Raw genomic sequence first — 25,157 nt, 5'->3', positions numbered from 1 at the left:
ATGAAAAGGTGCAAATGGTGGCTAACCTTCCAGCCTGATTCCGGGTTTCCAGAAGGAGCTGCCATGAGCAAGCAGGTGGACGTCGTTGTCGCGGGAGGCGGAGGATTCATCGGTGGGCATCTCACGGCCGACCTTCTGTCCCAGGGGCTGACGGTCCGTTGTGTGGACATCAAGCCGCAGCACGAGTGGCACCAGGTGCACGCCGCCGCCGAGAACGTCGTCGCCGATCTGTCCCTCCTCGACAGCGCCCGCGACGCCGTCCGGGGCGCCCGCGAGGTGTACATGCTGGCCGCCGACATGGGCGGCATGGGGTTCATCGAGAACCACAAGGCCGCCTGCATGATGTCGGTGCTGACCAGCACCCACATGCTCAAGGCCGCACACGAGGCGGGCGTCGAGCGCTACTTCTACTCCTCGTCCGCCTGTGTGTACGCGGCCGGCAAGCAGACCGACCCGAACGTCACCGCGCTGAAGGAGGAGGACGCGTATCCGGCACAGCCCGAGGACGGCTACGGCTGGGAGAAGCTCTTCTCCGAGCGCATGTGCCGCCACTTCGAGGAGGACTACGGGTTCACCTGCCGCGTCGCGCGCTACCACAACGTCTACGGCCCCGCGGGCACCTGGACCGGAGGCCGCGAGAAGGCCCCCGCGGCCGTGTGCCGCAAGATCGCCGAAGCGGTCGTCTCCGGTGACCACCGGATCGAGATCTGGGGCGACGGCCTGCAGACCCGTTCCTTCATGTACATCGACGACTGCCTCCACGGCACACAGATGATCATGAAGGGGGCCAGCAGCGTCCCGGTCAACCTCGGCTCCACCGAGCTGGTCACCATCAACCGGCTGGTGGACATCGTCGAGGAGATCGCGGGCGTCCGCTGCGAGCGCAAGTACCGGCTGGACGCCCCGCAGGGCGTACGCGGCCGCAACTCCGACAACGCCCTGATCCGCGAACTGTACGGCTGGGAGCCGTCGATCCCGCTGGCCGAAGGCCTGGAGAAGACCTACGCCTGGGTCTACGACCAGGTCAAGCTCGCCCGCTCCTGACCCTTTCGACCGGCCGGGAGAGCAGCCGATGAGGATCCTCGTCCACGACTACAGCGGACACCCGTTCCAGGCCCAGCTCTCCCGTGAGCTGGCCGGGCGCGGTCATGACGTCGTTCACTCGACCTGCCCGGCGTATGTCTCCGGGAAGGGCAACCTCGCCCAGGACGCGGTCGTCGGCCTTCGCTTCGTCACCATCGGCGACCGCGTCGTGCTCGACAAGGACGCCTATGTCCGGCGCCTGTTCCAGGAGACCCGGCTGGGCCTGGAGCTGGCCCGGCAGGTACGGCGCGAGAAGCCGGACGTGGCGATGCTGGGGAACCTGCCGATCCCGACCCTGGTCGTGGCCGCGGCGGCGCTGCGGGCGCTGCGCATCCCCTGGGTGCTGTGGCACCAGGACATCACCGCCGTCGCGCTCAAGAGCTTCGCCGCCGCCGGTGTGTCGAGGCTGATGGGCGTGGCCGCCAGGGTTTTCGAGCGGGGTGAGAAGTGGTCGGCGCGACGGGCCTCGGCGATCGTCGTCATCGCCGACTCCTTCGTGCGGATCCACCGGGAGTGGGGCACCGCCGGCAAGGTCACCGTCATCCCCAACTGGGCGCCGCTGGACGAGATCGTCCCCGTGGACCGCGCCAACGCCTGGTCCGCGGAGCACGGCCTCACCGGCGTCCGGACCGTGCTGTACTCCGGCACGATCGGCCTCAAGCACAACCCCGTCCTGCTGGTACGGCTGGCCGAGACGCTGCGCGAGCAGGGCGAACGGGTCCGCCTCGTCGTCGTCAACGACGGCCCGGCCGTCCCGGTCATCAAGGAGGCCGCCGCCGCCCGAGGCGTCGAACTGACCCTGCTGCCCTTCCAGCCCTACGAGCGCCTGCCCGAGGTCCTGGGCACGGGCGATGTGCTGGTCGTGCTGCTGGCGGCGGACGCCGGGGAGTTCTCGGTGCCCTCCAAGACGCTGTCCTATCTGTGCGCCGGACGCCCGGTGCTGGGCCTGATGCCGGCGGACAACCTGGCGGCGAAGCTGCTCCGGCAGGCCGGCTCGGCGGTGTTCGCCCCGGAGGAGTCCTCGCTGGCCGATGCGGCCACGTGGGTCCGCGAGGTCCTGAACGATCCCGGGCGGGCGGAGTCGCTGGGCAAGGAGAGCCGGGCGCTGGCCGAGCGGGAGTTCGCCCTGGAACAGTGCGCTTCGCGATTCGAGGAAATTCTGCGGGCGGCGAGCCGTACCGGTAAGTGATTATTGTGAATTCATAGGAATTTACGTCAAGTAAAACACCCTCTGAAATGCGGGCGACCGGCGGGGCCTTCGGGTTATAAATCTATTGGCGCCGATTTATTCCGTTTGCCCGCTCATACGGGGGTTCAGGTGCGAGGCAGTAAAAAGCGTTGCGTGGCGGCTGTGTGCTGTTGGTCCTTCCTTTTCGTCGCCTTCCTGCCCGCGCTGATCCTGCAGGCCATCGATACGCGATTCGGGGCGGCACTCGCCGTGCAGTGCGTCGTCGTGGCGCACGCCGGCGGGGGACTCGCCAGGGTGCTCACCGACACATCGGTGCGTCTTGTCGCCTTCGGATTCTGGCTGTTCTCCTATGTGTGGCTCGGACTGGCGCCGCTCGCCATGCTCGCCACCGACACCTATCCGCTGGAATACCGCACCGGTGAAACGACCGCGTTCGCCGCCGCCGCACTGACCGAACTCGGGCTCCTCGCCTACAGCGCGGGGTCCGCCCTGGCCGCCAGGCGCCGGGGCGGCAGGTCGGTGGTGTTCGAACCCCTGCTGTCCCGCAGGCTCGCGCCGCTGCCCGTGCTGCTGCTGTGCGGCCTGTCGCTGCTGCTCGCGATCATGCTGATCCCCGGGCAGGAAGGCGGCCTGCGCGCCTTCTTCACCAGCAGGCAGGCGCTGCGGCAGTCGGGCGCCGAGGCGGACACCGCGCACGCGCTGCGCATCTGGGCCCTCGCCGTCCCCGCCTTCTGGGCCATGGTGGCCCTGCTCCACGTGCCCCGCCTGGCCACCGGGGACCGGTTGCTGCGCGCGGTCCGCTGGATACTGCTCCCGGTCCTCCTCACGCTCAACGTGATCGTCAACAACCCGATCAGCAGGCCGCGTTTCTGGGCCGGCACGGTCCTCGTGGTCCTGCTCTTCTCCTGGCGCCGGTTCAGCACCCCGCGGGCCTTTCGCATCGCCGCCGCGGCCATCGCGACCGTGGTGCTGTTCGCTTTCCCCTACAGCGACTACTTCCGTTACGACGAACGGGAATCGGTGCAGGTCGTGGCACTCGCCGAGCAGTTCAACACCAACATGGACTACGACGCCTTTCAGCAAATGCAGACCGGCATCGACTATGTGCAGGAAAACGGCTTCTCGCCATCGGCCGTGCTCGGCGTCGCCCTGTTCATGGTGCCCCGTTCCCTGTGGCCCGACAAACCGCCCACCACGGGTATCGAACTCGCCCAGTACGCGGGCTACGACTTCTACAACCTTTCCGCTCCGCTGTGGATCGAGAGTTATCTGTGGGGCGGCGCTCCGTGCGTCGTCGCGGTTTTCTGCCTGCTGGGCGCGGCCGGACGGCGGATGGACGACATCCGGGAACGGCTGAGGGACCGGCCGAGCACCCTGGCGGTTCTGCTCGTCCCCGCCTTCGCCTTTTACCAGTTGGTTTTCCTGCGCGGCAGCCTCATGGCGATCATCGGGCCGCTGCTGCTGCTCCTGACCGTTCCGCTCCTCATCACCACCCGCGCCGCCCGGCCGTACCGCATCCCGTCACCGGTGCGGCCACCCGCGGCCATGGGCCACGCAACCGTCCCCGGACACAGGAGGCATCCGTGACCAGCCCCGCCGGCTTCGACGATCGCTACGAAGACCCCGACCAGCTGCGCGACCAGGTACGCCGACTGCTCAGGTACCGCGCGACCATCGTGCTGGGCGTGCTCCTCGGGCTGCTCGGCGGACTGCTCCTGGTCCTGCTGCGCGCGGGCCACTACACCTCCACCAGTGAGGTGCTCGTACGTTCGAGAACGGACCCCTTCAACACGTTCGGCGTGTCCGTCGACAACCAGGTGAGCATGAGCACGGAGCGGCAGATCGCGCTCAGCGCGAACGTCGCCGCCCGGGCGGCGAAGGCGGTGGGGCAGCGGTCCCGCGCCGATGCGCTCCTCACCGACCTGCGGGTGACCAATCCCAAGGACACCCAGGTGCTTCGGTTCGAGTACTCGACGGGCGATCCGAAGCGGGCGGCCCGGGTGACCAACGCGTTCGCGCAGGCCTACCTCGCCGATCGCCAGGACCGCTCCAAGGCCATGGTCACGCGGATGACCGCCGGCCTGGACCGGCAGATCAGCGCGCTCAGCAAGCGGGTCAACGCGATGAAGTCCGACGGCTCCTCCGCCGGCACCGCCGGTATGCAGCAGCAGATCGGCATTCTGCAGAAGCGGGCCTCGGACATCAGGGCCTACGACACCTCCGGCGGTGACATCGTCCGCAGGGCCGAGCCGGCGAAGCGGCCCTCGGGGCCGGGCCCCGGCTGGCTCATCGGGCTCGGCCTGATCGGTGGTCTCATCCTGGGCGTCGTGTTCGCCTGGCTCCGATCCGCCCTCGAACCGCGGGCGCGCTCGGTCGGCGAGGTCGAAGGGGCGCTGCACGCTCCGGTGCTGGGCATCCTTCCGGAACCCGGCCCCGACGGCGCACTGCTGGAGGTGGGCCGGGCCGATGGCAGCCGCGTGGAGGCGTACCGCGCCCTCGCCTTCCGCCTGCGGCGCGGGGACGGCCGTACGGCCGCGGGCACGCTCATGATCGTGGCGCCGAAGGGGGCACAGGGCGCCGAGGCCGTCGCCGTGAACCTCGCCGCGGCCCTCGCCGAGTGCGGTGACGACGTCCTGCTCGTGGACGCCACCGCGCAGCCACCCGGCCTGTCGGCACGGCTGCCCCTGTCGGACGGCGACTCGGCGCAGGCCGACCTCCCCGAGGGCGGAGTGGTCGTGGACGCGGGCACAGCCGGACGGTTCACGCTCCGCACCGACAGCGGTCGCACCACCGGCGACGACCGGGTGGCCGCCCCGATGACGGCGTGCGCCGTAGCGGATGCCGATCCCGGAAGGCCGGCGCTCTTCCTCGTCCCGCCGCTGCTGGAACACGCCGACGGTCTGGCGCTGGCCCGACGGGTGGACGGCGTTCTCGTGGTGGGCGGTCTGCACGACGTCAGGCGCGACGACCTCAAGCGGGTCCGCGAGCTGATCGGCTGCTCGGGAGGACACGTCGTGGGCGCGGCGCTCCACAACGGCACACGGCCCGGCGTGCTCCGCCGTGTCCTGGGCAGCGACTGGGTGCGCCGGGCGACAGGGCGGCACCCGTCCACGGCACCGTCCGCGCCCGCCGGCCCCGTCGTGGCGAAGCCGGCCGCACCCGCGCAGGACGACACACTCAGCGCCTCCCGATGAGCGCCTCCGACACGGCCGTCCCCGCCACCGGCGGGCCGCCCGCCCGGTGCGGGGTCGCCGCCACCGCGCGCGGCGGGTGGTGGGGCTTCCTGGGCTCGGCGGTCAACGCGGTCTTCGGCTATGTCCTGGTCACCCTGATCACCCGGGCGCTCGGGGCGTACGGGGCGGGAGCGGTGTTCACCGGTGTCGCGGCCTTCACCATCCTCTGCAACACCTGCAAGCTCGGCGCCGACACCGGCCTCGTGCGCTTCGTCTCCGGTGACCTGGCCACCACCGGTGGCCGCAAGGTGGGCGCGCTCCTGCGCAGCGCGGTCCTGCCCGGAGCCGCGGCGAGCACCGCGGCCGCCGCGCTGCTGTTCCTGTCGCCCTGGACGGCCACCTCGCTGCTGCCCAGCCTCGACCCCGACGACGCGGTGACCCTGGTCCGGCTGTTCGCCGTGTTCCTCCCCCTGGCCACGGTCACCCTGGTCCTGCTGGGCGCCACCCAGGGCTACGGCACGGTGATCCCGTTCGTCGGTGTCGAGCAGATCGGCAAACCGGTCCTGCGGGTGCTGATCGCCGTACCGGTCATGCTGCTGGCTCCGGGCGTGCTGACGCTGGCCGCCGCCTGGCTCGTGCCCTCTCTGGCCGGTTTCGTCATCGCCTGGTTCGCACTGCGCCGGTGCCGCCGGCGGAGTCCGGGACCCGCGTCCGGGCCGGAGACGGCCGCGGCCGGCCGGGGATTCTGGGCGTTCGCCGCGCCCCGGGCGATCTCCTCCGTCTTCGACATCAGCGCGGTCTGGGTGGGCGTCATCCTGTTGTCCAGCCTGGCGACGAGCGAAGAGGCGGGCATCTACACCGCCGTCGGCCGTGTCGTCATCGCGGCGACTCTGCTCCAGCTCGCCATCCGGCTGGCCGTCGCCCCGGAGATCAGCCGTCTCCTCGCCGTGGGCGACCTCCCGCAGGCCTGCCATCTGCACCGGGTCTCGACGCGCTGGATCGTGCTGTTCTCCTGGCCGCTGCTCGTCCTGCTCACCAGCTTCCCGGGCACCGTCCTGTCGCTGTTCGGGCCGGAGTTCGAGCAGGGGGCGGACGCGCTGGTGGTGCTCTGTATCGCCTCGGCGGTCAACGTGGGGGTGGGCAACGCCCAGACAGTGCTGCTCATGGCGGGCAAGAGCACCTGGCATCTGGCGGTCACCGGCGTCGCGTTCGCGGTGCAGCTGACGGTCGGCCTCCTCACCGTTCCCCGGCTGGGTGTCCTCGGAGCCGCCCTGTCCTGGGGGGCGGCGACCGTCGTCGAGAACCTCGTCTCGGCCGCGTTGGTGCGACGGCACCAGGGCTTCACGATCATCGATCACGGCTATCTCCTGGCGACCTTGACCGGCCTGTGCCTCACGGTGCCGCTGGTCCTTCCCGCGCGGCTGCTGGCAGGTGACACGACCGTCGGACTTGCCGTCGCAATCACCATGGGATTTTGCGCATTCGGTATAAGTTTGTGGCGATTTCGCACACCCCTGGGAGTGTCTGAACTCGTCGGTGTGCTCCGCGAACGCGTCACATGAGGCCGTCTCGGCACCGAGACCGCCACCCCATCTCCCCTTCCGTCACCCGTACTTGCTGCAACCAGGGATGTTCCATGCGCCTGAGAAAAAGCACGAAGAGGGGGGCCACCACGGCTTCGGCCGTGGCCCTTCTCGCGGCTGCCTCGCTCATCACCGCTTCGGCCTCGGCAGCCGAGGGCGACGAAAAGACCCTGACCGCCGACACCTTGGCGGCCTGGCAGACCGACGGCATCGTCTGGTCGATCGAGTACGCGGACGGGGTCGTGTACGTCGGCGGAACCTTCGACAAGGTCCGCCCCCCGGGCGCGAAACCCGGCGAGAAGGAGGTCGCACGCAAGAACTTCGCCGCGTTCGACGCCGCCACCGGCAGGCTGCTGCCGTGCACCCACTCCTTCTCCGGCGGCGGCAACACCGTACGGGCACTGAAGGCGTCGCCGGACGACAAGGTGCTCTACATCGGCGGCTCGTTCGGCGAGGTCGACAACGCCGGGGCGGCCAGCGCGGTCGCGCTCAACACGGCCAACTGCTCGCTGCGCAAGGACTTCCGTCCGGCCGTGTCGTCGTTCGTCCGGGCCATCGAGGTCACGACCCGCGCGGTCTACCTGGGGGGCGACTTCACACGCGTCAACGGCCAGAAGAGGCAGCACATCGCGGCGTTCAGCCCTGACGGTTCGCTGCTGCCCTTCAAGGCCGCGATCGACGCTCCCGTACGGGCCATCATCGCCGCTCCCGGGTTCGGCAAACTCATCGTCGGCGGCGACTTCCTCGAGGTCAACGACGAGTTCGAGTTCAAGCTCGTCGCCCTGCGCCCCACCACCGGAAAGACGGTGGGCTCGTTCCCCAACTGGCTGACGCCCCGCTCGAACGTCAAGGCGCTGACCCGCGACAAGACCAACTTCTACGTGGCGGCCGAAGGCAGGGGGACGGGCATCTTCGACGGCCGTATCGCCGGCCGCCTCGGCAGTGGCGAGATGGTCTGGAAGGACACCTGCCTGGGCGCCACCCAGGCCCTCGCCGTGCACAACGGCGTTCTCTACAGCGGGTCCCACGCCCACAACTGCTATGAGACGCCGGGCGGTTTCCCCGAGCACAACAACCGCCAGCACTTCCTGGCCCAGTCGGTGCGCAACCGGCACATCCTGCACTGGTTCCCCGACACGGACGGCGGCCTCGGCGAGGGCAACGGCCCCCGAGTACTGAAGATGGCCCGTGGCGTGCTCTGGGCGGGCGGCGAGTTCACCACCGTCAACGGCAGACCGCAGCAGAGCCTGACGCGCTTCTCGGCCGGACCCGACCGGGGAGCCCCGGAAGATCCGCCCACGCTCGCGGTCACGGACACGCAGGCCGGCCGGATCACACTCACCTGGCGTGCCGCCTGGGACCGGGACGACGCGAGGCTGAAGTACCTGATCTACCGGGACGGCAGGCTCGTGGCCTCCCCGACCCAGGAGTCCGCGGAGTGGAACCGTCCCACGATGACGTACACGGACTCCGTCACCCCCGGCTCCCGCCATCGCTACCGGATCGCCGTCACCGACGGCAGGAACACCTCACCCAGGTCGAACGTGCTCGTGGTCACCGCGGGCGCCGCCGAACGCGCGAAGGACGAACGTTGACCGGGGAACGCCTCGGCTACGCGCCAGGGGTCTTCGACCTCTTCCACGTGGGCCACCTGAACATCCTGCGCCGGGCGCGCGGGCACTGCGACCGGCTCATCGCCGGCGTCTGCTCCGACGAGCTCGTGGTGCGCATGAAGGGCAGGCCGCCCGTCGTACCGCTCTCCGAGCGACTGCAGATCGTCCGCAGCGTGCGCTACGTGGACGAGACCTTCGTCGCGACCGTGGAGGACAAGATGGAGACCTGGAGGGAAGTCGGCTTCGACGTCATCTTCAAAGGGGACGACTGGCTCGGTACGGACGTCTGGACGAACTACGAGACCGAGTTCGCGAGGGTGGGGGTGGAGGTCGTCTACTTCCCCTACACCGTGCACACCTCAAGCACCCTGCTCCGGGACGCGCTCCACCTCCTCGCCCAGCGGGACCCTTCCACATCGCTCTCGGGACAGCTCGCGGCACCACGCCGGACAGCGACAGAGAGCTGAGGCACCACATCCAGGCCACCGGGCGTGGGTGACGTCGACGGCGGCGTGCGGGGCGCGGTGCCGGCCCCGGCCATCGTCCGGCGGCACGACCTCGTACGTGACGTGTACCTGCCGGTCCTGCCCCAGCGCGTCGTCGTCCTCTCCGCCCGGGCCGAGGCCGCCGGGATCCACACGCTGCTGTTCACCAGAGGCGCGGGCCCGGACCGCACCCGGCTGCTGTCCGCGGTTCTCCGCAGGAGCCGTATGCCGTCGCCGTGCGGACCCGGCGGGCCGGCTGCCCCCGGATCACGGGCTGAGCGGGGGCCTGGCCGGCGGCAGTGGAGGCTGATCCGCTCGCGTCAGGCCGCGAGCACCCGGTCGGCCGGTGGCGGGGGTCGCCCGGGTTTGACCTACGTCACGCTCGGGGTATTCTCTCCGGCTCGATTGGCGGAGCCCCAGCCCCATATGGCAGACTGTCCGAGTTGCTCGGTCGAGTGTTGATGCTGCGCGCCTCCCGCCGGGAGGACCGGAAGCGAGTCCCACAGTACTCGTCGCCCTAACTGCCGTAAGGCAGCGCTGGGGCGGACGTACGGGAATCTTTCGGGAAGCGTGGGCGCGGCACCGGCCAGGCACCCGGTGGGCCTCTCAGCTCCCGGCTTGCGGTTCCGGAAGGGCCGTGTTCCCACGCAGGGATGTTCGAACAAGGGGCATCTGTGTCAGCGGGAGCGCGACACGCCCGACCGCGTGGGTCGGAGGAGAGGGTATGGAAAGCCGGGTTCCAGAGCGTAAGAGAGACAGGACTACTGAGTAGCCATGGCGGGACAGAAGATCCGCATCCGGCTCAAGGCCTACGACCACGAGGTCATCGACTCCTCGGCGAAGAAGATCGTCGAGACGGTGACGCGCACTGGTGCGTCGGTCGCGGGCCCGGTGCCGCTGCCCACTGAGAAAAACGTGTACTGCGTCATCAAGTCGCCGCACAAGTACAAGGACTCGCGCGAGCACTTCGAGATGCGCACGCACAAGCGCCTGATCGACATCCTCGACCCGACCCCCAAGACCGTTGACTCTCTGATGCGACTCGACCTCCCGGCCGGTGTCGACATCGAGATCAAGCTCTGAGGCCGGTGATCTGAAGAGATGGCTAAGCAGATCAAGGGCATCCTGGGCGAGAAGCTCGGCATGACGCAGGTGTGGGACGAGAACAACCGTGTTGTTCCGGTCACCGTCGTCAAGGCCGGCCCCAACGTCGTCACCCAGGTGCGTACCAACGACGTCGACGGCTACGAGTCCGTCCAGCTCGCCTTCGGCGAGATCGACCCGCGCAAGGTGAACAAGCCCCTCAAGGGCCACTTCGCGAAGGCCGACGTCACCCCCCGTCGTCACCTCGTCGAGATCCGCACCGCGGACGCCTCCGAGTACACGCTGGGCCAGGAAGTCACCGCCGAGGTGTTCGAGGCCGGCGTGAAGGTCGACGTGACCGGCAAGAGCAAGGGCAAGGGCTTCGCCGGTGTCATGAAGCGCCACAACTTCCGTGGCCTCGGCGCCGGACACGGTACCCAGCGCAAGCACCGCTCTCCCGGTTCCATCGGTGGCTGCGCCACCCCGGGCCGTGTGTTCAAGGGCCTCCGCATGGCGGGTCGTATGGGCAACGAGCGGGTCACCACCCAGAACCTGACCGTCCACGCCGTTGACGCGGAGAAGGGGCTGCTGCTCATCAAGGGCGCGGTTCCCGGTCCGAACGGCGGCCTCGTCCTGGTCCGCACCGCGGCCAAGGGGGCCTGAGGTAACCGATGAGCACTGTTGACATCCTTTCGCCGGCGGGCGAGAAGGCCGGTTCCGTCGAGCTCCCCGCGGAGATCTTCGGCGTAGAGAAGATCAGCGTTCCGCTGCTTCACCAGGTCGTCGTCGCACAGCTGGCCGCTGCCCGCCAGGGCACGCACAAGACCAAGACGCGTGGCGAGGTCCGTGGTGGTGGCAAGAAGCCGTACCGCCAGAAGGGCACCGGTCGCGCCCGTCAGGGTTCGACCCGCGCGCCGCAGTTCGCCGGTGGTGGCGTCGTGCACGGTCCCGTGCCGCGTGACTACTCGCAGCGGACCCCGAAGAAGATGAAGGCCGCGGCCCTGCGCCACGCCCTCACCGACCGGGCCCGCAACAACCGCATCCACGTCGTCTCCGGCGTGATCGAGGGCGAGACCCCCTCCACGAAGGCCGCGAAGAGCCTGTTCGGCAAGATCAGCGAGCGCAAGAACCTGCTCCTGGTCGTCGAGCGCGCCGACGAAGCCGCGTGGCTGTCCGCCCGCAACCTGCCCCAGGTCCACATCCTGGAGCCGGGCCAGCTGAACACGTACGACGTTCTCGTCTCGGACGACGTGGTCTTCACCCAGGCCGCGTTCGAGTCCTTCGTGTCGGGCCCGAAGGCCAATGACACCGAAGGGAGCGAGGCCTGATGGCTATCCGTCACCCCGCCATTGCCTCGAAGGCCGCGAAGAAGGCCAAGGCGGCTCGCGTCGCCAAGGCGCGTCGCCACGCCGCCGAGGGCAAGAACACCGTCGTCACGCCGGCCAGCAAGGCGTTCACGGACCTCCGTGACATCTTGATCAAGCCGGTCGTGTCCGAGAAGAGCTACGCGCTCCTCGACGAGAACAAGTACACGTTCGTCGTCGCCCCGGGCAGCAACAAGACCCAGATCAAGCAGGCCGTCGAGACGGTCTTCGAGGTCAAGGTCACCGGGGTCAACACGATCAACCGCCAGGGCAAGCGCAAGCGCACCAAGACCGGTTTCGGTCAGCGTGCCGGCACCAAGCGCGCGATCGTGACCCTCGCTGAGGGCGACCGTATCGACATCTTCGGCGGTCCGACCGCCTGAGGGCGGTCCGGATCGTCCGATATCGGACGAGGACTGAGAAATGGGAATCCGCAAGTACAAGCCGACTACGCCGGGCCGTCGTGGCTCCAGCGTCGCCGACTTCGTCGAGGTCACGCGGTCCACGCCGGAGAAGTCGTTGGTCCGCCCCCTGCACAGCAAGGGTGGCCGTAACAACTCCGGTCGTGTGACCGTCCGCCACCAGGGCGGTGGCCACAAGCGCGCCTACCGCGTGATCGACTTCCGTCGTCACGACAAGGACGGCGTGCCGGCGAAGGTCGCGCACATCGAGTACGACCCCAACCGCACCGCGCGCATCGCGCTGCTGCACTACGCGGACGGCGAGAAGCGCTACATCCTCGCGCCGCGCAACCTGCAGCAGGGTGACCGCGTCGAGAACGGTCCCGGGGCCGACATCAAGCCGGGCAACAACCTGGCGCTGCGCAACATCCCGGTCGGTACCACGATCCACGCGATCGAGCTCCGTCCCGGTGGCGGTGCCAAGTTCGCCCGCTCCGCCGGTGCCTCCGTGCAGCTGCTCGCGAAGGAGGGCCAGATGGCCCACCTCCGCATGCCCTCCGGTGAGATCCGCCTGGTCGACGTGCGCTGCCGCGCCACCGTCGGCGAGGTCGGCAACGCCGAGCAGAGCAACATCAACTGGGGTAAGGCCGGCCGTAAGCGCTGGCTGGGCGTTCGCCCGACCGTTCGCGGTGTGGCGATGAACCCGGTTGACCACCCGCACGGTGGTGGTGAGGGCAAGACCTCCGGTGGTCGCCACCCGGTCTCCCCGTGGGGTCAGAAGGAAGGTCGTACTCGTGCTCCCAAGAAGGCGAGCAACAAGTACATCGTCCGCCGCCGCAAGACGAACAAGAAGCGCTAGGAGCGGGTTTAGATGCCGCGCAGTCTCAAGAAGGGGCCCTTCGTCGACGACCACCTGATCAAGAAGGTGGAAGCCCAGAACGAAGCCGGCACCAAGAACGTCATCAAGACCTGGTCCCGTCGCTCCATGATCGTGCCGGCCATGCTCGGCCACACGCTCGCGGTGCACAACGGCAAGACCCACATCCCGGTGTTCGTCACCGAGTCGATGGTCGGCCACAAGCTCGGCGAGTTCTCGCCGACGCGCACCTTCCGGGGTCACGTCAAGGAAGACCGGAAGTCGAAGCGCCGCTAGTAGCGGATCGCATTCAGACACGTAAGTAACTGAAGGGACAACCATGGAAGCCAGGGCCCAGGCGCGGTACATCCGCGTCACGCCCATGAAGGCCCGCCGTGTGGTGGACCTCATCCGTGGCATGGACGCCACGGAGGCCCAGGCGGTCCTGCGATTCGCTCCGCAGGCTGCCTCTGTGCCGGTCGGCAAGGTGCTGGACAGCGCCATCGCCAACGCCGCGCACAACTACGACCACACGGACGCCTCCTCGCTGTTCATCAGCGAGGCGTACGTCGACGAGGGCCCGACCCTGAAGCGGTTCCGGCCGCGCGCCCAGGGCCGTGCCTACCGGATCCGCAAGCGGACCAGCCACATCACCGTGGTCGTCGCCAGCAAGGAAGGAACCCGGTAATGGGCCAGAAGGTAAACCCGCACGGGTTCCGGCTCGGTGTCACGACCGACTTCAAGTCGCGTTGGTACGCCGACAAGCTGTACAAGGACTACGTCAAGGAAGACGTCGCCATCCGTCGGATGATGACGTCCGGCATGGAGCGCGCCGGTATCTCGAAGGTTGAGATCGAGCGCACCCGTGACCGTGTCCGCGTGGACATCCACACCGCGCGTCCGGGCATCGTCATCGGCCGCCGTGGCGCCGAGGCCGACCGCATCCGCGGTGACCTCGAGAAGCTCACGGGCAAGCAGGTCCAGCTGAACATCCTCGAGGTCAAGAATCCCGAGACCGACGCTCAGCTGGTTGCCCAGGCCGTTGCCGAGCAGCTCTCCTCCCGCGTCTCCTTCCGTCGGGCCATGCGCAAGAGCATGCAGTCCGCCATGAAGGCCGGCGCCAAGGGCATCAAGATCCAGTGCGGTGGCCGCCTCGGCGGCGCCGAGATGTCCCGCTCGGAGTTCTACCGCGAGGGCCGTGTGCCCCTGCACACGCTCCGCGCGAACGTGGACTACGGCTTCTTCGAGGCCAAGACGACCTTCGGCCGCATCGGTGTGAAGGTCTGGATCTACAAGGGCGACGTCAAGAACATCGCCGAGGTCCGCGCCGAGAACGCTGCGGCCCGTGCGGGTAACCGCCCGGCCCGCGGTGGTGCCGACCGCCCGGCCCGTGGTGGCCGTGGTGGCGAGCGGCGCGGTCGCAAGCCGCAGCAGGCTGCCGGCGCCGAGGCCCCCAAGGCCGAGGCTCCCGCGTCCGCTCCGGCTGAGAGCACCGGAACGGAGGCCTGACCGACATGCTGATCCCCCGTAGGGTCAAGCACCGCAAGCAGCACCACCCGAAGCGCAACGGTATGTCCAAGGGTGGCACTCAGATTGCGTTCGGCGAGTACGGCATCCAGGCGCTCACCCCGGCGTATGTGACGAACCGTCAGATCGAGGCCGCTCGTATCGCCATGACGCGTCACATCAAGCGTGGTGGCAAGGTCTGGATCAACATCTACCCGGACCGTCCGCTGACGAAGAAGCCGGCCGAGACCCGCATGGGTTCCGGTAAGGGTTCTCCGGAGTGGTGGATCGCCAACGTCAAGCCCGGACGTGTGATGTTCGAGCTGTCGTACCCCAACGAAAAGATCGCCCGTGAGGCGCTGACCCGTGCGGCCCACAAGCTGCCGATGAAGTGCCGGATCGTCAAGCGCGAGGCAGGTGAAGCGTGATGTCGGCCGGTACCAAGGCGTCCGAGCTGCGCGAACTGGGTGACGAGGAGCTTCTGGCGAAGCTCCGCGAAGCCAAGGAAGAGCTGTTCAACCTCCGCTTCCAGGCGGCGACCGGTCAGCTCGAGAACCACGGTCGGCTGAAGGCCGTCCGTAAGGACATCGCGCGGATCTACACCCTGATGCGTGAGCGCGAGCTGGGCATCGAGACGGTGGAGAGCGCCTGATGAGTGAGAGCAACGTGACTGAGCAGACTGCAGAGGCCCGCGGCTTCCGCAAGACCCGTGAGGGTCTCGTCGTCAGCGACAAGATGGACAAGACCGTCGTCGTCGCCGTCGAGGACCGCGTCAAGCACGCGCTGTACGGCAAGGTCATCCGCCGTACCAACAAGCTCAAGGCGCACGACGAGCAGAACGCCGCGGGCGTCGGCGACCGCGTCCTCCTCATGGAGACCCGGCCGCTGTCCGCGACGAAGCGCTGGCGCGTCGTCGAGATCCTCGAGAAGGCCAAGTAATCCCTCCTAGGGGGACCCCCTAGGCATCGTTCCGCCAGGCTCGGGGCGGGTGTGTAACTTGCACAGCCGCCCCGGGAACCGGCAGACAACCAGGAGATAGACGTGATCCAGCAGGAGTCGCGACTGCGTGTCGCCGACAACACTGGTGCGAAGGAGATCCTTTGCATCCGTGTGCTCGGTGGCTCCGGTCGCCGCTACGCGGGCATCGGTGACGTCATCGTCGCCACCGTCAAGGACGCGATCCCCGGTGGCAACGTGAAGAAGGGTGACGTCGTCAAGGCGGTCATCGTTCGCACCGTCAAGGAGCGCCGCCGTCCGGACGGCTCGTACATCCGCTTCGACGAGAACGCCGCCGTCATTCTGAAGAACGACGGCGACCCTCGCGGCACCCGTATCTTCGGCCCCGTCGGCCGTGAGCTGCGCGAGAAGAAGTTCATGAAGATCATCTCGCTCGCGCCGGAGGTGCTGTAAGCATGAAGATCAAGAAGGGCGACCTGGTCCAGGTCATCACCGGCAAGGACAAGGGCAAGCAGGGCAAGGTCATTGCCGCTTACCCGCGCGACGAGCGTGTCCTGGTCGAGGGTGTCAACCGGGTCAAGAAGCACACCAAGGCCGGCCCGACCGCCAAGGGTTCGCAGGCCGGCGGCATCGTCACGACCGAGGCGCCGATCCACGTCTCCAACGTCCAGCTGGTCGTTGAGAAGGACGGCAACAAGGTCGTCACGCGTGTCGGCTACCGCTTCGACGAAGAGGGCAACAAGATCCGCGTTGCCAAGCGGACGGGTGAGGACATCTGATGGCTACCACCACCACTCCGCGTCTGAAGCAGAAGTACCGCGAGGAGATCCAGGGCAAGCTGCGTGAGCAGTTCTCGTACGAGAACGTCATGCAGATCCCCGGCCTCGTCAAGATCGTGGTCAACATGGGTGTCGGCGACGCCGCCCGTGACTCGAAGCTGATCGAGGGCGCGATCCGCGACCTGACCACCATCACCGGTCAGAAGCCGGCCGTCACCAAGGCCCGCAAGTCCATCGCGCAGTTCAAGCTGCGTGAGGGTCAGCCGATCGGTGCCCACGTCACGCTCCGTGGCGACCGCATGTGGGAGTTCCTGGACCGCACCCTGTCGCTCGCGCTGCCGCGCATCCGCGACTTCCGTGGTCTGTCCCCCAAGCAGTTCGACGGCCGTGGCAACTACACCTTCGGTCTCACGGAGCAGGTCATGTTCCACGAGATCGACCAGGACAAGATCGACCGTGTCCGGGGTATGGACATCACCGTGGTCACCACGGCGACCAACGACGAAGAGGGCCGTGCTCTTCTCCGTCACCTCGGCTTCCCGTTCAAGGAGGCGTGAGCGAGATGGCGAAGAAGGCTCTGATCGCTAAGGCTGCTCGCAAGCCCAAGTTCGGTGTGCGTGGCTACACCCGCTGCCAGCGCTGCGGCCGCCCGCACTCCGTGTACCGCAAGTTCGGCCTGTGCCGCGTGTGCCTTCGTGAGATGGCTCACCGTGGCGAGCTGCCGGGCGTGACCAAGAGCTCCTGGTAATCCCGGTAATTCGGGATTCCCAAGGCTCTCGGTAAGCATCTGGGTGGACAGGGGCCCACCCCCACATGGCTTAGGCTTGTGGGGTTGGGCGCCTGTCGCGCCCGTACGACTTACTACGCCGTAGGTCCACCGCGCCGCACCCGTCCCGTCTCGGATCGGGGAGAGGGATGGCGCACCAGGAAACCCCGGCGAGAGAGGCCGAAGGCCAATTCATGACCATGACTGATCCGATCGCAGACATGCTTACGCGTCTGCGGAACGCGAACTCGGCATACCACGACACCGTGTCGATGCCGCACTCCAAGATCAAGTCGCACATCGCGGAGATCCTCCAGCAGGAGGGCTTCATCACGGGCTGGCGTGTCGAGGACGCCGAGGTCGGCAAGAACCTCGTCCTCGAGCTGAAGTTCGGCCCGAACCGTGAGCGCTCCATCGCGGGCATCAAGCGGATCTCCAAGCCCGGTCTCCGGGTGTACGCGAAGTCCACCAACCTGCCGAAGGTGCTCGGCGGCCTCGGCGTGGCGATCATCTCCACGTCCCACGGGCTCCTCACTGACAAGCAGGCCGGCAAGAAGGGCGTAGGCGGAGAAGTTCTCGCCTACGTCTGGTAACGGAAGGGAACGGAGGAAACAGCTATGTCGCGCATCGGCAAGCTCCCCATCGCGGTTCCCGCCGGCGTGGACGTCACCATCGATGGCCGCACGGTCTCGGTCAAGGGCCCCAAGGGCGAACTGACCCACACCGTCGCCGCGCCGATCGACATCGTCAAGGGCGAGGACGGCACCCTGCAGGTGACCCGCCCCAACGACGAGCGTCAGAACAAGGCCCTGCACGGCCTGTCCCGCACGCTGGTGGCGAACATGATCACCGGCGTGACCCAGGGTTACGTGAAGAAGCTCGAGATCAGCGGTGTCGGTTACCGCGTGAACGCCAAGGGTTCGAACCTGGAGTTCGCTCTCGGTTACAGCCACCCGATCCTGGTCGAGGCCCCCGAGGGCATCACCTTCAAGGTGGAGTCCCCGACCCGTTTCCAGGTCGAGGGCATCGACAAGCAGAAGGTCGGCGAGGTTGCGGCCAACATCCGCAAGCTGCGCAAGCCCGACCCGTACAAGGCCAAGGGCGTCAAGTACGAGGGTGAAGTCATCCGCCGCAAGGTCGGAAAGGCGGGTAAGTAAGCCATGGCATACGGGCAGAAGATCCTGAAGGGCGACGCCTACAAGCGCGCCGCGATCAAGCGCCGTCACATCCGGATCCGCAAGCGGATCTCCGGTACGGCGGAGCGTCCCCGTCTGGTCGTGACCCGCTCCAACCGCCACATCGTGGCGCAGGTGATCGACGACCTGAAGGGCCACACGCTGGCGTCGGCGTCCTCCCTGGACGCGTCGATCCGCGGTGCCGAGGACAAGTCCTCGCAGGCCAAGAAGGTCGGCGCCCTGGTCGCCGAGCGTGCCAAGGCCGCCGGTGTCGAGGCCGTCGTGTTCGACCGTGGTGGTAACCAGTACGCCGGCCGCATCGCGGCTCTGGCGGACGCCGCCCGCGAGGCCGGGCTCAAGTTCTGAGCCGGTTCCGTAGCTAGCGGAAACAGAGAGAGGTAAATCCAATGGCTGGACCCCAGCGCCGCGGTGGCGGTGCCGGTGGCGGCGAGCGGCGGGACCGGAAGGGCCGTGACGGCGGCGCAGCTGCCGCCGAGAAGACCGCGTACGTTGAGCGCGTTGTCGCGATCAACCGCGTCGCCAAGGTTGTGAAGGGTGGTCGTCGCTTCAGCTTCACCGCGCTGGTCGTGGTGGGCGACGGTGACGGCACCGTGGGTGTCGGATACGGCAAGGCCAAGGAGGTGCCGGCCGCCATCGCCAAGGGCGTTGAGGAGGCCAAGAAGCACTTCTTCAAGGTCCCCCGGATCCAGGGCACCATCCCGCACCCGATCCAGGGTGAGAAGGCTGCCGGCGTCGTGCTGCTCAAGCCCGCGTCGCCCGGTACCGGTGTTATCGCCGGTGGTCCGGTGCGTGCCGTGCTCGAGTGCGCCGGTATCCACGACGTGCTGTCGAAGTCGCTCGGCTCCGACAACGCCATCAACATCGTGCACGCGACCGTGGAGGCCCTGAAGGGCCTGCAGCGTCCCGAGGAGATCGCGGCCCGCCGTGGTCTGCCGCTCGAGGACGTCGCCCCCGCGGCTCTTCTCCGTGCGCGTGCCGGGGTGGGTGCGTAATCATGGCGCAGCTCAAGATCACGCAGGTCAAGTCCTACATCGGCAGCAAGCAGAACCACCGTGACACTCTGCGGTCGCTTGGTCTCAAGGGGATCAACACCGTGGTCGTCAAGGAGGACCGCCCCGAGTTCCGCGGCATGGTGCACACCGTCCGCCACCTCGTGACGGTCGAGGAGGTCGACTGATCATGGCGGAGCAGAACCCGCTCAAGATCCACAACCTCCGTCCCGCCCCGGGCGCCAAGACCGCGAAGACCCGTGTGGGTCGCGGTGAGGCGTCGAAGGGTAAGACGGCCGGTCGTGGTACCAAGGGCACCAAGGCCCGTTACCAGGTTCCGGAGCGCTTCGAGGGTGGCCAGATGCCGCTGCACATGCGCCTCCCGAAGCTGAAGGGCTTCAAGAACCCGTTCAAGACCGAGTACCAGGTCGTGAACCTCGACAAGCTGGCCGCGCTGTACCCCGAGGGTGGCGAGGTCACCGTCGAGTCGCTGGTGGCCAAGGGTGCCGTTCGCAAGAACAGCCTCGTCAAGGTCCTCGGCCAGGGTGAGATCTCCGTGGCGCTGCAGGTGACGGTCGACGCCGTCTCCGGCTCCGCCAAGGAGAAGATCACCGCCGCCGGCGGCAGCGTCACCGAGCTCGTCTGAACCCATCAGGCGTCTCGATGACTTGAGCGATCCCGACCGGGGATACCCCACAAATGGGGTATCCCCGGTTGGTCGTTCCAAGGGAGGCAGTCTCGCCGGTAAGGTGGCCTGCACTGCCCACTTTTACTGAGTGCTTCGTGTGAGGCACTCTGAGCGGCAGTTGACCGTTAGTTAAGTCGTTCCTATTAGTCGAACCTCAAGACCGTCACCCTTGACGCAGTTGCGCGGGGGTCGCAGGAGGCACCGTGCTCACCGCGTTCGCCCGGGCGTTCAAGACGCCCGACCTGCGCAAGAAGCTGCTCTTCACGCTCGGCATCATCGTGATCTACCGGGTCGGTACGCATGTGCCGATCCCCGGCGTCGACTACACAGCCGTCCAGGTCTGTGTCGATCAGGCGAGCGCCAACCAGGGCATCTTCGGCCTGGTCAACATGTTCAGTGGCGGCGCCCTGCTTCAGATCACGATCTTCGCGCTGGGCATCATGCCGTACATCACGGCGAGCATCATCCTGCAGCTGCTGACCGTCGTGATCCCGCGCCTGGAAGCCCTCAAGAAGGAGGGCCAGGCGGGCACGGCCAAGATCACGCAGTACACCCGTTACCTGACCGTGGCGCTCGCCATCCTGCAGGGCACCGGCCTGGTGGCCACCGCCCGCAGCGGCGCGCTCTTCCAGGGCTGCCCGGTGGCCGGCCAGATCGTGCCCGACCGCTCGATCTTCACCACCATGGTCATGGTCATCACGATGACCGCCGGTACGGCCGTCGTCATGTGGCTCGGTGAGCTCATCACCGACCGCGGCATCGGCAACGGCATGTCGATCCTGATGTTCATCTCGATCGCCGCGACCTTCCCGGCCGCGCTGTGGGCCATCAAGCAGGAGGGCTCCCTGGCCGACGGCTGGATCGAGTTCGGCACGGTCATCCTCGTCGGCCTGGTCATGGTCGGCCTGGTGGTCTTCGTCGAGCAGGCCCAGCGCCGTATCCCCGTGCAGTATGCGAAGCGCATGATCGGCCGCCGCTCCTACGGCGGTACGTCCACGTACATCCCGCTGAAGGTGAACCAGGCGGGTGTGATTCCCGTCATCTTCGCGTCGTCGCTGCTCTACATTCCGGCACTGATCGCGCAGTTCGCCGGAGGAACCTCGGGTTGGAAGACCTGGATCGAGCAACATCTCGTCCAGGGAAATCACCCGTATTACATCGTTTCGTACTTCCTGTTGATCGTGTTCTTCGCGTTCTTCTACGTGGCCATCTCGTTCAACCCCGAGGAAGTCGCGGACAACATGAAGAAGTATGGTGGCTTCATCCCGGGCATCCGGGCTGGCCGACCGACCGCTGAGTACCTTTCCTACGTGCTCAACCGGATCACTTGGCCGGGCTCGCTGTACTTGGGTCTGATCGCTCTTGTGCCGACGATGGCGTTGGCTGGTTTCGGGGCAAACCAGAACTTCCCGTTCGGCGGGACCAGCATCCTGATCATCGTGGGTGTCGGTCTCGAGACGGTGAAGCAGATCGAGAGCCAGCTCCAGCAGCGCAATTACGAAGGGTTCCTCCGCTGATGCGAATCGTCCTCGTCGGGCCGCCGGGTGCCGGTAAGGGAACGCAGGCTGCGTTTCTGGCCAAGAACCTGTCGATCCCGCACATCTCCACGGGCGACCTGTTCCGGGCCAACATCAGCCAGCAGACGGAACTCGGGAAACTCGCGAAGTCCTACATGGACGCGGGCAACCTGGTGCCGGACGAGGTCACCATCGGGATGGCCAAGGACCGCATGGAGAAGCCGGACGCCGAGGGCGGCTTCCTGCTGGACGGTTTCCCGCGCAATGTGTCCCAGGCCGAGGCGCTCGACGAGATGCTGCAGTCCGAGAGCATGAAGCTGGACGCGGTGCTGGACCTCGAGGTCCCCGAGGAAGAGGTCGTCAAGCGGATCGCCGGGCGGCGGATCTGCCGCAAGGACTCCAGCCATGTCTTCCACGTCACGTACAGCCCGCCGAAGGCGGCGGACGTGTGCGACGTCTGTGGTGGCGAGCTGTACCAGCGGGACGACGACTCCGAGGAGACCGTCCGCAAGCGACTTGAGGTCTACCACACGCAGACCGAGCCGATCATCGACTACTACAAGGCGCAGGGACTGGTGGTCACCATCTCCGCGCTGGGCAAGGTCGAAGACGTCACGGCTCGCGCGATGGCAGCCCTTCAGGGCGACGAGGGCGACAAGTAGAGCGTTCGTAGCTCGTACGCAGCTCAAGGCCGCGGTTCCCGGGGAAGGGGACCGCGGCTGCTGTGTGGGGTGGGGTGTGCCGGCTCCGCCCTTATGGTTGAAGCAGTCCCCGTATTCCGTCCCAGAAAGGCCCCCGCCCTCATGGTGCAGATCAAGACCCCCGAGCAGATCGCCAAGATGCGTGAGGCGGGGCTGGTCGTCGCCGCCATCCATGCGGCCACGCGTGAGGCCGCGGTGCCCGGGGCCAGCACCAAGGACCTGGACGAGGTCGCCCGCAAGGTGATCGCGGAGCACGGGGCCAAGTCGAACTTCCTCGGCTACGGCGGGTTCCCGGCGACGATCTGCACCTCCGTGAACGAGGTCGTGGTGCACGGCATCCCGTCCGACGATGTCGTCCTCAAGGACGGCGACATCATCTCCATCGACGCCGGCGCGATCGTCGACGGCTGGCACGGCGACGCCGCCTACACCGCCTTCGTGGGTTCCGGTCACGCCCCGGAGCTGGTCGAGCTCTCCCGGGTGACCGAGGAGTCGATGTGGGCCGGCATCGCGGCGATGAAGCAGGGCAACCGCCTCGTCGACGTCTCCCGGGCCATCGAGACGTACATCCGCCGCCAGCCGAAGCCGGGCGGCGGCCGCTACGGCATCATCGAGGACTACGGCGGCCACGGCATCGGCACCGAGATGCACATGGACCCGCATCTGCTGAACTACGTCGAGCGGAAGCGGGGGAAGGGCCCGAAGCTGGTTCCCGGCTTCTGCCTCGCGATCGAGCCGATGGTGTCCCTGGGCACGCCGAAGACGGAGGTCCTGTCGGACGACTGGACCGTCATCACCACCGACGGCACCTGGTCTTCCCACTGGGAGCACTCCGTGGCGCTGACCGAAGAGGGCCCCCTGGTGCTGACGGCCCCCGACGGGGGCAAGGCGAAGCTGGCGGAGTACGGCATCGTGGCCGCGCCGGATCCGCTGGGCTGAACCGCCTCCGGGGAGGGTGGTCCGCTCGGGCGGCGGCCGCGGCTTCGTCGTGGCCGCTCGCGCCCGCGCGGCGGAGCCGTATGCCGACACAGACCCGCTCCCCGAGGGCGTGCACCTTCCCGGCGCTTAATGATCTGCCCCCTGGGGCAGACTTCCCCGATTCGTCTTTCCGGGTGCGCTGACGTAGACTGACTCGTCGGCTCTTGTGCACCCGCATGCCTGCATGCGCCCGTAAGGGAAAAGTGCACGGGTCGATCAAGGTAGTCGATTCCGAAGGGCGAAGCGTGGCCAAGAAGCAAGGTGCCATCGAGATCGAGGGCACTGTCGTCGAGTCTCTGCCGAACGCCATGTTCAAGGTCGAGCTCCAGAACGGCCACCAGGTGCTGGCACACATCAGCGGCAAGATGCGTATGCACTACATCCGCATCCTCCCTGACGACCGGGTCGTGGTGGAGCTGTCTCCGTACGACCTGACGCGTGGCCGGATCGTCTACCGGTACAAGTAGATCTTGCCCGCGCCCCGGGCTCCCCGGGGTGATGGCACTGACCCGGAGAACCTCACCCAATGAAGGTCAAGCCGAGCGTCAAGAAGATCTGCGACAAGTGCAGGGTGATCCGCCGTCACGGTCGGGTCATGGTCATTTGCGAGAACCCGCGCCACAAGCAGCGCCAGGGCTGACGCACGACCGACCCCTCTGCACCTCTATCGCAGAGTTTTCGCGCGACGCGAGCTGAATATGTTCATACGCAGGGCCCGGGCGAGCGATCGCCTGATACCCCCGGTTCGGAGGCCGGGGACCCAGTTCGTACCTTGTACGGCGGCTGGGAGCCGGTTCTGCGGAAGACCTCCGAAGATCACCAGGAGCCATTGAATGGCACGCGTTTCCGGTGTTGACATTCCGCGCGAAAAGCGCGTGGAGGTCGCCCTCACCTACGTGTTCGGCATCGGCCGGACCCTTTCGCAGCAGACGCTGGCCGCCACCGGCGTCGACCCGAACACCCGCGTTCGCGACCTCTCCGAGGAGCAGCTCGTCGCGATCCGCGAGTACGTCGACAACAACCTCAAGACCGAGGGTGACCTTCGTCGCGAGATCCAGGCCGACATCCGCCGCAAGGTCGAGATCGGCTGCTACCAGGGTCTGCGTCACCGCCGCGGCCTGCCCGTCCGCGGCCAGCGCACGAGCACCAACGCCCGCACCCGCAAGGGCCCGCGTCGCGCCATCGCCGGCAAGAAGAAGCCGGGCAAGAAGTAGTCCGCAGCGGACACCTGTCCACGGTCTTCGCTGTAGGACCGACCACCTCCCGTAGGAGTTAACAGATGCCCCCCAAGGGACGTCAGGGCGCAGTCAAGAAGGTGCGCCGCAAGGAAAAGAAGAACGTCGCTCACGGCCACGCGCACATCAAGAGCACGTTCAACAACACGATCGTCTCCATCACGGACCCGTCCGGCAACGTGATCTCCTGGGCCTCCGCCGGCCACGTCGGCTTCAAGGGCTCCCGGAAGTCCACGCCGTTCGCCGCGCAGATGGCCGCCGAGTCGGCTGCCCGCCGCGCCCAGGAGCACGGCATGCGCAAGGTCGACGTGTTCGTGAAGGGTCCGGGTTCGGGTCGTGAGACCGCGATCCGTTCGCTCCAGGCGACCGGTCTCGAGGTCGGCTCCATCCAGGACGTCACCCCGACCCCGCACAACGGCTGCCGTCCGCCGAAGCGTCGTCGCGTCTGACGCACGGCCGGTAGGTCTTGGGCTTTCGGGCGGTACGGCACCGTAAAAGTGCCGTATCGCCCGTACCCTTGCAGTACCCGCGCTTCTCACAGGTGCGGTTTCCGTCGGGCGTCAAATAGCGGGCGTCCACGAAAGAAGGATCTGATCCACACATGCTGATCGCTCAGCGTCCCTCGTTGACCGAAGAGGTCGTCGACGAGTTCCGCTCCCGGTTCGTGATCGAGCCGCTGGAGCCGGGCTTCGGTTACACCCTCGGCAACTCCCTCCGCCGCACCCTCCTGTCGTCGATCCCCGGCGCTGCTGTCACCAGCATCCGCATCGACGGCGTCCTGCATGAGTTCACCACCGTGCCGGGCGTCAAGGAGGACGTCACCGACCTGATCCTCAACATCAAGCAGCTGGTCGTGTCGTCCGAGCACGACGAGCCCGTTGTGATGTACCTGCGCAAGCAGGGCCCGGGTCTGGTCACCGCCGCCGACATCGCGCCCCCGGCCGGTGTCGAGGTGCACAACCCCGACCTGGTCCTCGCCACGCTCAACGGCAAGGGCAAGCTGGAGATGGAGCTC

At 67.4% G+C, this 25,157-nt stretch carries 36 protein-coding genes; all 36 read left to right on the top strand.

Annotated features, from left to right (window positions below):
- Positions 1-63: 63 nt before the first annotated feature.
- Complete coding sequence (locus AQI70_RS19170) at positions 64-1,044, top strand: NAD-dependent epimerase/dehydratase family protein (protein ID WP_062151365.1); 981 nt, start codon at positions 64-66, stop codon at positions 1,042-1,044.
- 28 nt (positions 1,045-1,072) lie between these two features.
- Positions 1,073-2,272, top strand: coding sequence for a glycosyltransferase family 4 protein (locus AQI70_RS19165; protein WP_062151362.1), 1,200 nt, complete (start codon positions 1,073-1,075; stop codon positions 2,270-2,272).
- 153 nt (positions 2,273-2,425) lie between these two features.
- Complete coding sequence (locus tag AQI70_RS19160) at positions 2,426-3,859, top strand: hypothetical protein (RefSeq protein WP_244181717.1); 1,434 nt, start codon at positions 2,426-2,428, stop codon at positions 3,857-3,859.
- Positions 3,856-5,466 carry a hypothetical protein gene (locus tag AQI70_RS19155; protein WP_062151356.1) on the top strand — a complete coding sequence of 537 codons (1,611 nt, stop codon included), beginning with the start codon at positions 3,856-3,858 and terminating at the stop codon, positions 5,464-5,466. The genes AQI70_RS19160 and AQI70_RS19155 overlap by 4 nt, the downstream gene beginning before the upstream one ends.
- The gene (locus AQI70_RS19150; RefSeq protein WP_062151352.1) at positions 5,463-7,007 is read left to right on the top strand and encodes an oligosaccharide flippase family protein; all 1,545 of its coding nucleotides are present in this window, start codon (positions 5,463-5,465) and stop codon (positions 7,005-7,007) included. The genes AQI70_RS19155 and AQI70_RS19150 overlap by 4 nt, the downstream gene beginning before the upstream one ends.
- 74 nt (positions 7,008-7,081) lie before the next feature.
- The gene (locus AQI70_RS19145) at positions 7,082-8,623 is read left to right on the top strand and encodes a fibronectin type III domain-containing protein (protein WP_062151349.1); all 1,542 of its coding nucleotides are present in this window, start codon (positions 7,082-7,084) and stop codon (positions 8,621-8,623) included.
- Complete coding sequence (locus AQI70_RS19140; protein WP_062151346.1) at positions 8,620-9,108, top strand: FAD synthase family protein; 489 nt, start codon at positions 8,620-8,622, stop codon at positions 9,106-9,108. Before AQI70_RS19145 ends, AQI70_RS19140 begins: the two co-directional genes overlap by 4 nt.
- Before the next feature lie 792 nt (positions 9,109-9,900).
- Positions 9,901-10,209 (top strand): 30S ribosomal protein S10, encoded by a 309-nt coding sequence (rpsJ, locus tag AQI70_RS19130; protein WP_003948644.1) that lies wholly within the window; start codon positions 9,901-9,903, stop codon positions 10,207-10,209.
- Positions 10,210-10,227: 18 nt separating this feature from the next.
- On the top strand, positions 10,228-10,872 hold the full coding sequence (gene rplC / locus AQI70_RS19125; protein WP_003998832.1) for a 50S ribosomal protein L3: 645 nt from the start codon (positions 10,228-10,230) through the stop codon (positions 10,870-10,872).
- An 8-nt stretch (positions 10,873-10,880) separates the two neighbouring features.
- On the top strand, positions 10,881-11,537 hold the full coding sequence (rplD, locus tag AQI70_RS19120; protein WP_003998831.1) for a 50S ribosomal protein L4: 657 nt from the start codon (positions 10,881-10,883) through the stop codon (positions 11,535-11,537).
- Positions 11,537-11,956 carry a 50S ribosomal protein L23 gene (gene rplW, locus AQI70_RS19115; protein ID WP_062151340.1) on the top strand — a complete coding sequence of 140 codons (420 nt, stop codon included), beginning with the start codon at positions 11,537-11,539 and terminating at the stop codon, positions 11,954-11,956. Before rplD ends, rplW begins: the two co-directional genes overlap by 1 nt.
- 40 nt (positions 11,957-11,996) lie before the next feature.
- A complete protein-coding gene (rplB, locus tag AQI70_RS19110) occupies positions 11,997-12,833 on the top strand; it encodes a 50S ribosomal protein L2 (protein WP_037887002.1) in 837 nt (278 codons plus the stop codon).
- Positions 12,834-12,845: 12 nt separating this feature from the next.
- The gene (rpsS, locus tag AQI70_RS19105) at positions 12,846-13,127 is read left to right on the top strand and encodes a 30S ribosomal protein S19 (protein ID WP_003998828.1); all 282 of its coding nucleotides are present in this window, start codon (positions 12,846-12,848) and stop codon (positions 13,125-13,127) included.
- Between the two features lie 43 nt (positions 13,128-13,170).
- Positions 13,171-13,518, top strand: coding sequence for a 50S ribosomal protein L22 (rplV, locus tag AQI70_RS19100; RefSeq protein WP_003998827.1), 348 nt, complete (start codon positions 13,171-13,173; stop codon positions 13,516-13,518).
- On the top strand, positions 13,518-14,339 hold the full coding sequence (rpsC, locus tag AQI70_RS19095) for a 30S ribosomal protein S3 (RefSeq protein WP_003998826.1): 822 nt from the start codon (positions 13,518-13,520) through the stop codon (positions 14,337-14,339). The genes rplV and rpsC overlap by 1 nt, the downstream gene beginning before the upstream one ends.
- 5 nt (positions 14,340-14,344) lie before the next feature.
- Positions 14,345-14,764 carry a 50S ribosomal protein L16 gene (gene rplP, locus AQI70_RS19090; RefSeq protein WP_003998825.1) on the top strand — a complete coding sequence of 140 codons (420 nt, stop codon included), beginning with the start codon at positions 14,345-14,347 and terminating at the stop codon, positions 14,762-14,764.
- Entirely contained in the window at positions 14,764-14,988 is a 225-nt protein-coding gene (rpmC, locus tag AQI70_RS19085) for a 50S ribosomal protein L29 (RefSeq protein WP_003998824.1), read from the top strand. The genes rplP and rpmC overlap by 1 nt, the downstream gene beginning before the upstream one ends.
- The gene (gene rpsQ / locus AQI70_RS19080; protein WP_003992363.1) at positions 14,988-15,275 is read left to right on the top strand and encodes a 30S ribosomal protein S17; all 288 of its coding nucleotides are present in this window, start codon (positions 14,988-14,990) and stop codon (positions 15,273-15,275) included. The genes rpmC and rpsQ overlap by 1 nt, the downstream gene beginning before the upstream one ends.
- A gap of 102 nt (positions 15,276-15,377) precedes the next feature.
- Positions 15,378-15,746: a 50S ribosomal protein L14 gene (rplN, locus tag AQI70_RS19075; protein ID WP_003998823.1), complete on the top strand. Its 369-nt coding sequence runs from the start codon at positions 15,378-15,380 to the stop codon at positions 15,744-15,746.
- A 2-nt stretch (positions 15,747-15,748) separates the two neighbouring features.
- The gene (gene rplX, locus AQI70_RS19070; RefSeq protein ID WP_062151337.1) at positions 15,749-16,072 is read left to right on the top strand and encodes a 50S ribosomal protein L24; all 324 of its coding nucleotides are present in this window, start codon (positions 15,749-15,751) and stop codon (positions 16,070-16,072) included.
- On the top strand, positions 16,072-16,629 hold the full coding sequence (rplE, locus tag AQI70_RS19065; RefSeq protein WP_003998821.1) for a 50S ribosomal protein L5: 558 nt from the start codon (positions 16,072-16,074) through the stop codon (positions 16,627-16,629). The genes rplX and rplE overlap by 1 nt, the downstream gene beginning before the upstream one ends.
- A 5-nt stretch (positions 16,630-16,634) precedes the next feature.
- Positions 16,635-16,820: a type Z 30S ribosomal protein S14 gene (locus tag AQI70_RS19060; protein ID WP_003948630.1), complete on the top strand. Its 186-nt coding sequence runs from the start codon at positions 16,635-16,637 to the stop codon at positions 16,818-16,820.
- Between the two features lie 212 nt (positions 16,821-17,032).
- Entirely contained in the window at positions 17,033-17,431 is a 399-nt protein-coding gene (gene rpsH, locus AQI70_RS19055) for a 30S ribosomal protein S8 (RefSeq protein ID WP_037887001.1), read from the top strand.
- Positions 17,432-17,455: 24 nt separating this feature from the next.
- Positions 17,456-17,995, top strand: a complete 540-nt coding sequence (gene rplF / locus AQI70_RS19050; protein WP_062151335.1) for a 50S ribosomal protein L6 — start codon at positions 17,456-17,458, stop codon at positions 17,993-17,995.
- 3 nt (positions 17,996-17,998) lie between these two features.
- Complete coding sequence (rplR, locus tag AQI70_RS19045) at positions 17,999-18,379, top strand: 50S ribosomal protein L18 (RefSeq protein ID WP_043503333.1); 381 nt, start codon at positions 17,999-18,001, stop codon at positions 18,377-18,379.
- 41 nt (positions 18,380-18,420) lie between these two features.
- Positions 18,421-19,026, top strand: a complete 606-nt coding sequence (gene rpsE, locus AQI70_RS19040; RefSeq protein WP_003998815.1) for a 30S ribosomal protein S5 — start codon at positions 18,421-18,423, stop codon at positions 19,024-19,026.
- Positions 19,027-19,028: 2 nt separating this feature from the next.
- Positions 19,029-19,211 (top strand): 50S ribosomal protein L30, encoded by a 183-nt coding sequence (gene rpmD / locus AQI70_RS19035; RefSeq protein WP_003998814.1) that lies wholly within the window; start codon positions 19,029-19,031, stop codon positions 19,209-19,211.
- 2 nt (positions 19,212-19,213) lie between these two features.
- Positions 19,214-19,669, top strand: a complete 456-nt coding sequence (gene rplO, locus AQI70_RS19030; RefSeq protein WP_003998813.1) for a 50S ribosomal protein L15 — start codon at positions 19,214-19,216, stop codon at positions 19,667-19,669.
- Positions 19,670-19,914: 245 nt separating this feature from the next.
- Positions 19,915-21,228 (top strand): preprotein translocase subunit SecY, encoded by a 1,314-nt coding sequence (gene secY, locus AQI70_RS19025; RefSeq protein ID WP_062151333.1) that lies wholly within the window; start codon positions 19,915-19,917, stop codon positions 21,226-21,228.
- The gene (locus tag AQI70_RS19020; protein ID WP_062151331.1) at positions 21,228-21,890 is read left to right on the top strand and encodes an adenylate kinase; all 663 of its coding nucleotides are present in this window, start codon (positions 21,228-21,230) and stop codon (positions 21,888-21,890) included. Before secY ends, AQI70_RS19020 begins: the two co-directional genes overlap by 1 nt.
- 141 nt (positions 21,891-22,031) lie before the next feature.
- A complete protein-coding gene (map, locus tag AQI70_RS19015; protein ID WP_003998810.1) occupies positions 22,032-22,868 on the top strand; it encodes a type I methionyl aminopeptidase in 837 nt (278 codons plus the stop codon).
- Between the two features lie 284 nt (positions 22,869-23,152).
- The gene (gene infA, locus AQI70_RS19010; RefSeq protein ID WP_003948620.1) at positions 23,153-23,374 is read left to right on the top strand and encodes a translation initiation factor IF-1; all 222 of its coding nucleotides are present in this window, start codon (positions 23,153-23,155) and stop codon (positions 23,372-23,374) included.
- A 59-nt stretch (positions 23,375-23,433) separates the two neighbouring features.
- Positions 23,434-23,547 carry a 50S ribosomal protein L36 gene (rpmJ, locus tag AQI70_RS19005; RefSeq protein WP_003998809.1) on the top strand — a complete coding sequence of 38 codons (114 nt, stop codon included), beginning with the start codon at positions 23,434-23,436 and terminating at the stop codon, positions 23,545-23,547.
- Between the two features lie 193 nt (positions 23,548-23,740).
- Positions 23,741-24,121, top strand: a complete 381-nt coding sequence (gene rpsM, locus AQI70_RS19000) for a 30S ribosomal protein S13 (protein WP_037887000.1) — start codon at positions 23,741-23,743, stop codon at positions 24,119-24,121.
- A 65-nt stretch (positions 24,122-24,186) separates the two neighbouring features.
- Positions 24,187-24,591 (top strand): 30S ribosomal protein S11, encoded by a 405-nt coding sequence (gene rpsK, locus AQI70_RS18995; protein ID WP_017949643.1) that lies wholly within the window; start codon positions 24,187-24,189, stop codon positions 24,589-24,591.
- Between the two features lie 152 nt (positions 24,592-24,743).
- Positions 24,744-25,157: DNA-directed RNA polymerase subunit alpha (locus AQI70_RS40220; protein WP_482255588.1), on the top strand; the 414-nt coding region annotated here is incomplete at its 3' end.

The sequence above is a fragment of the Streptomyces curacoi genome, from assembly GCF_001513975.1.
GTDB classification, from domain to species: domain Bacteria; phylum Actinomycetota; class Actinomycetes; order Streptomycetales; family Streptomycetaceae; genus Streptomyces; species Streptomyces curacoi.
This window is presented reverse-complemented; position numbering and strand designations above follow the sequence as displayed.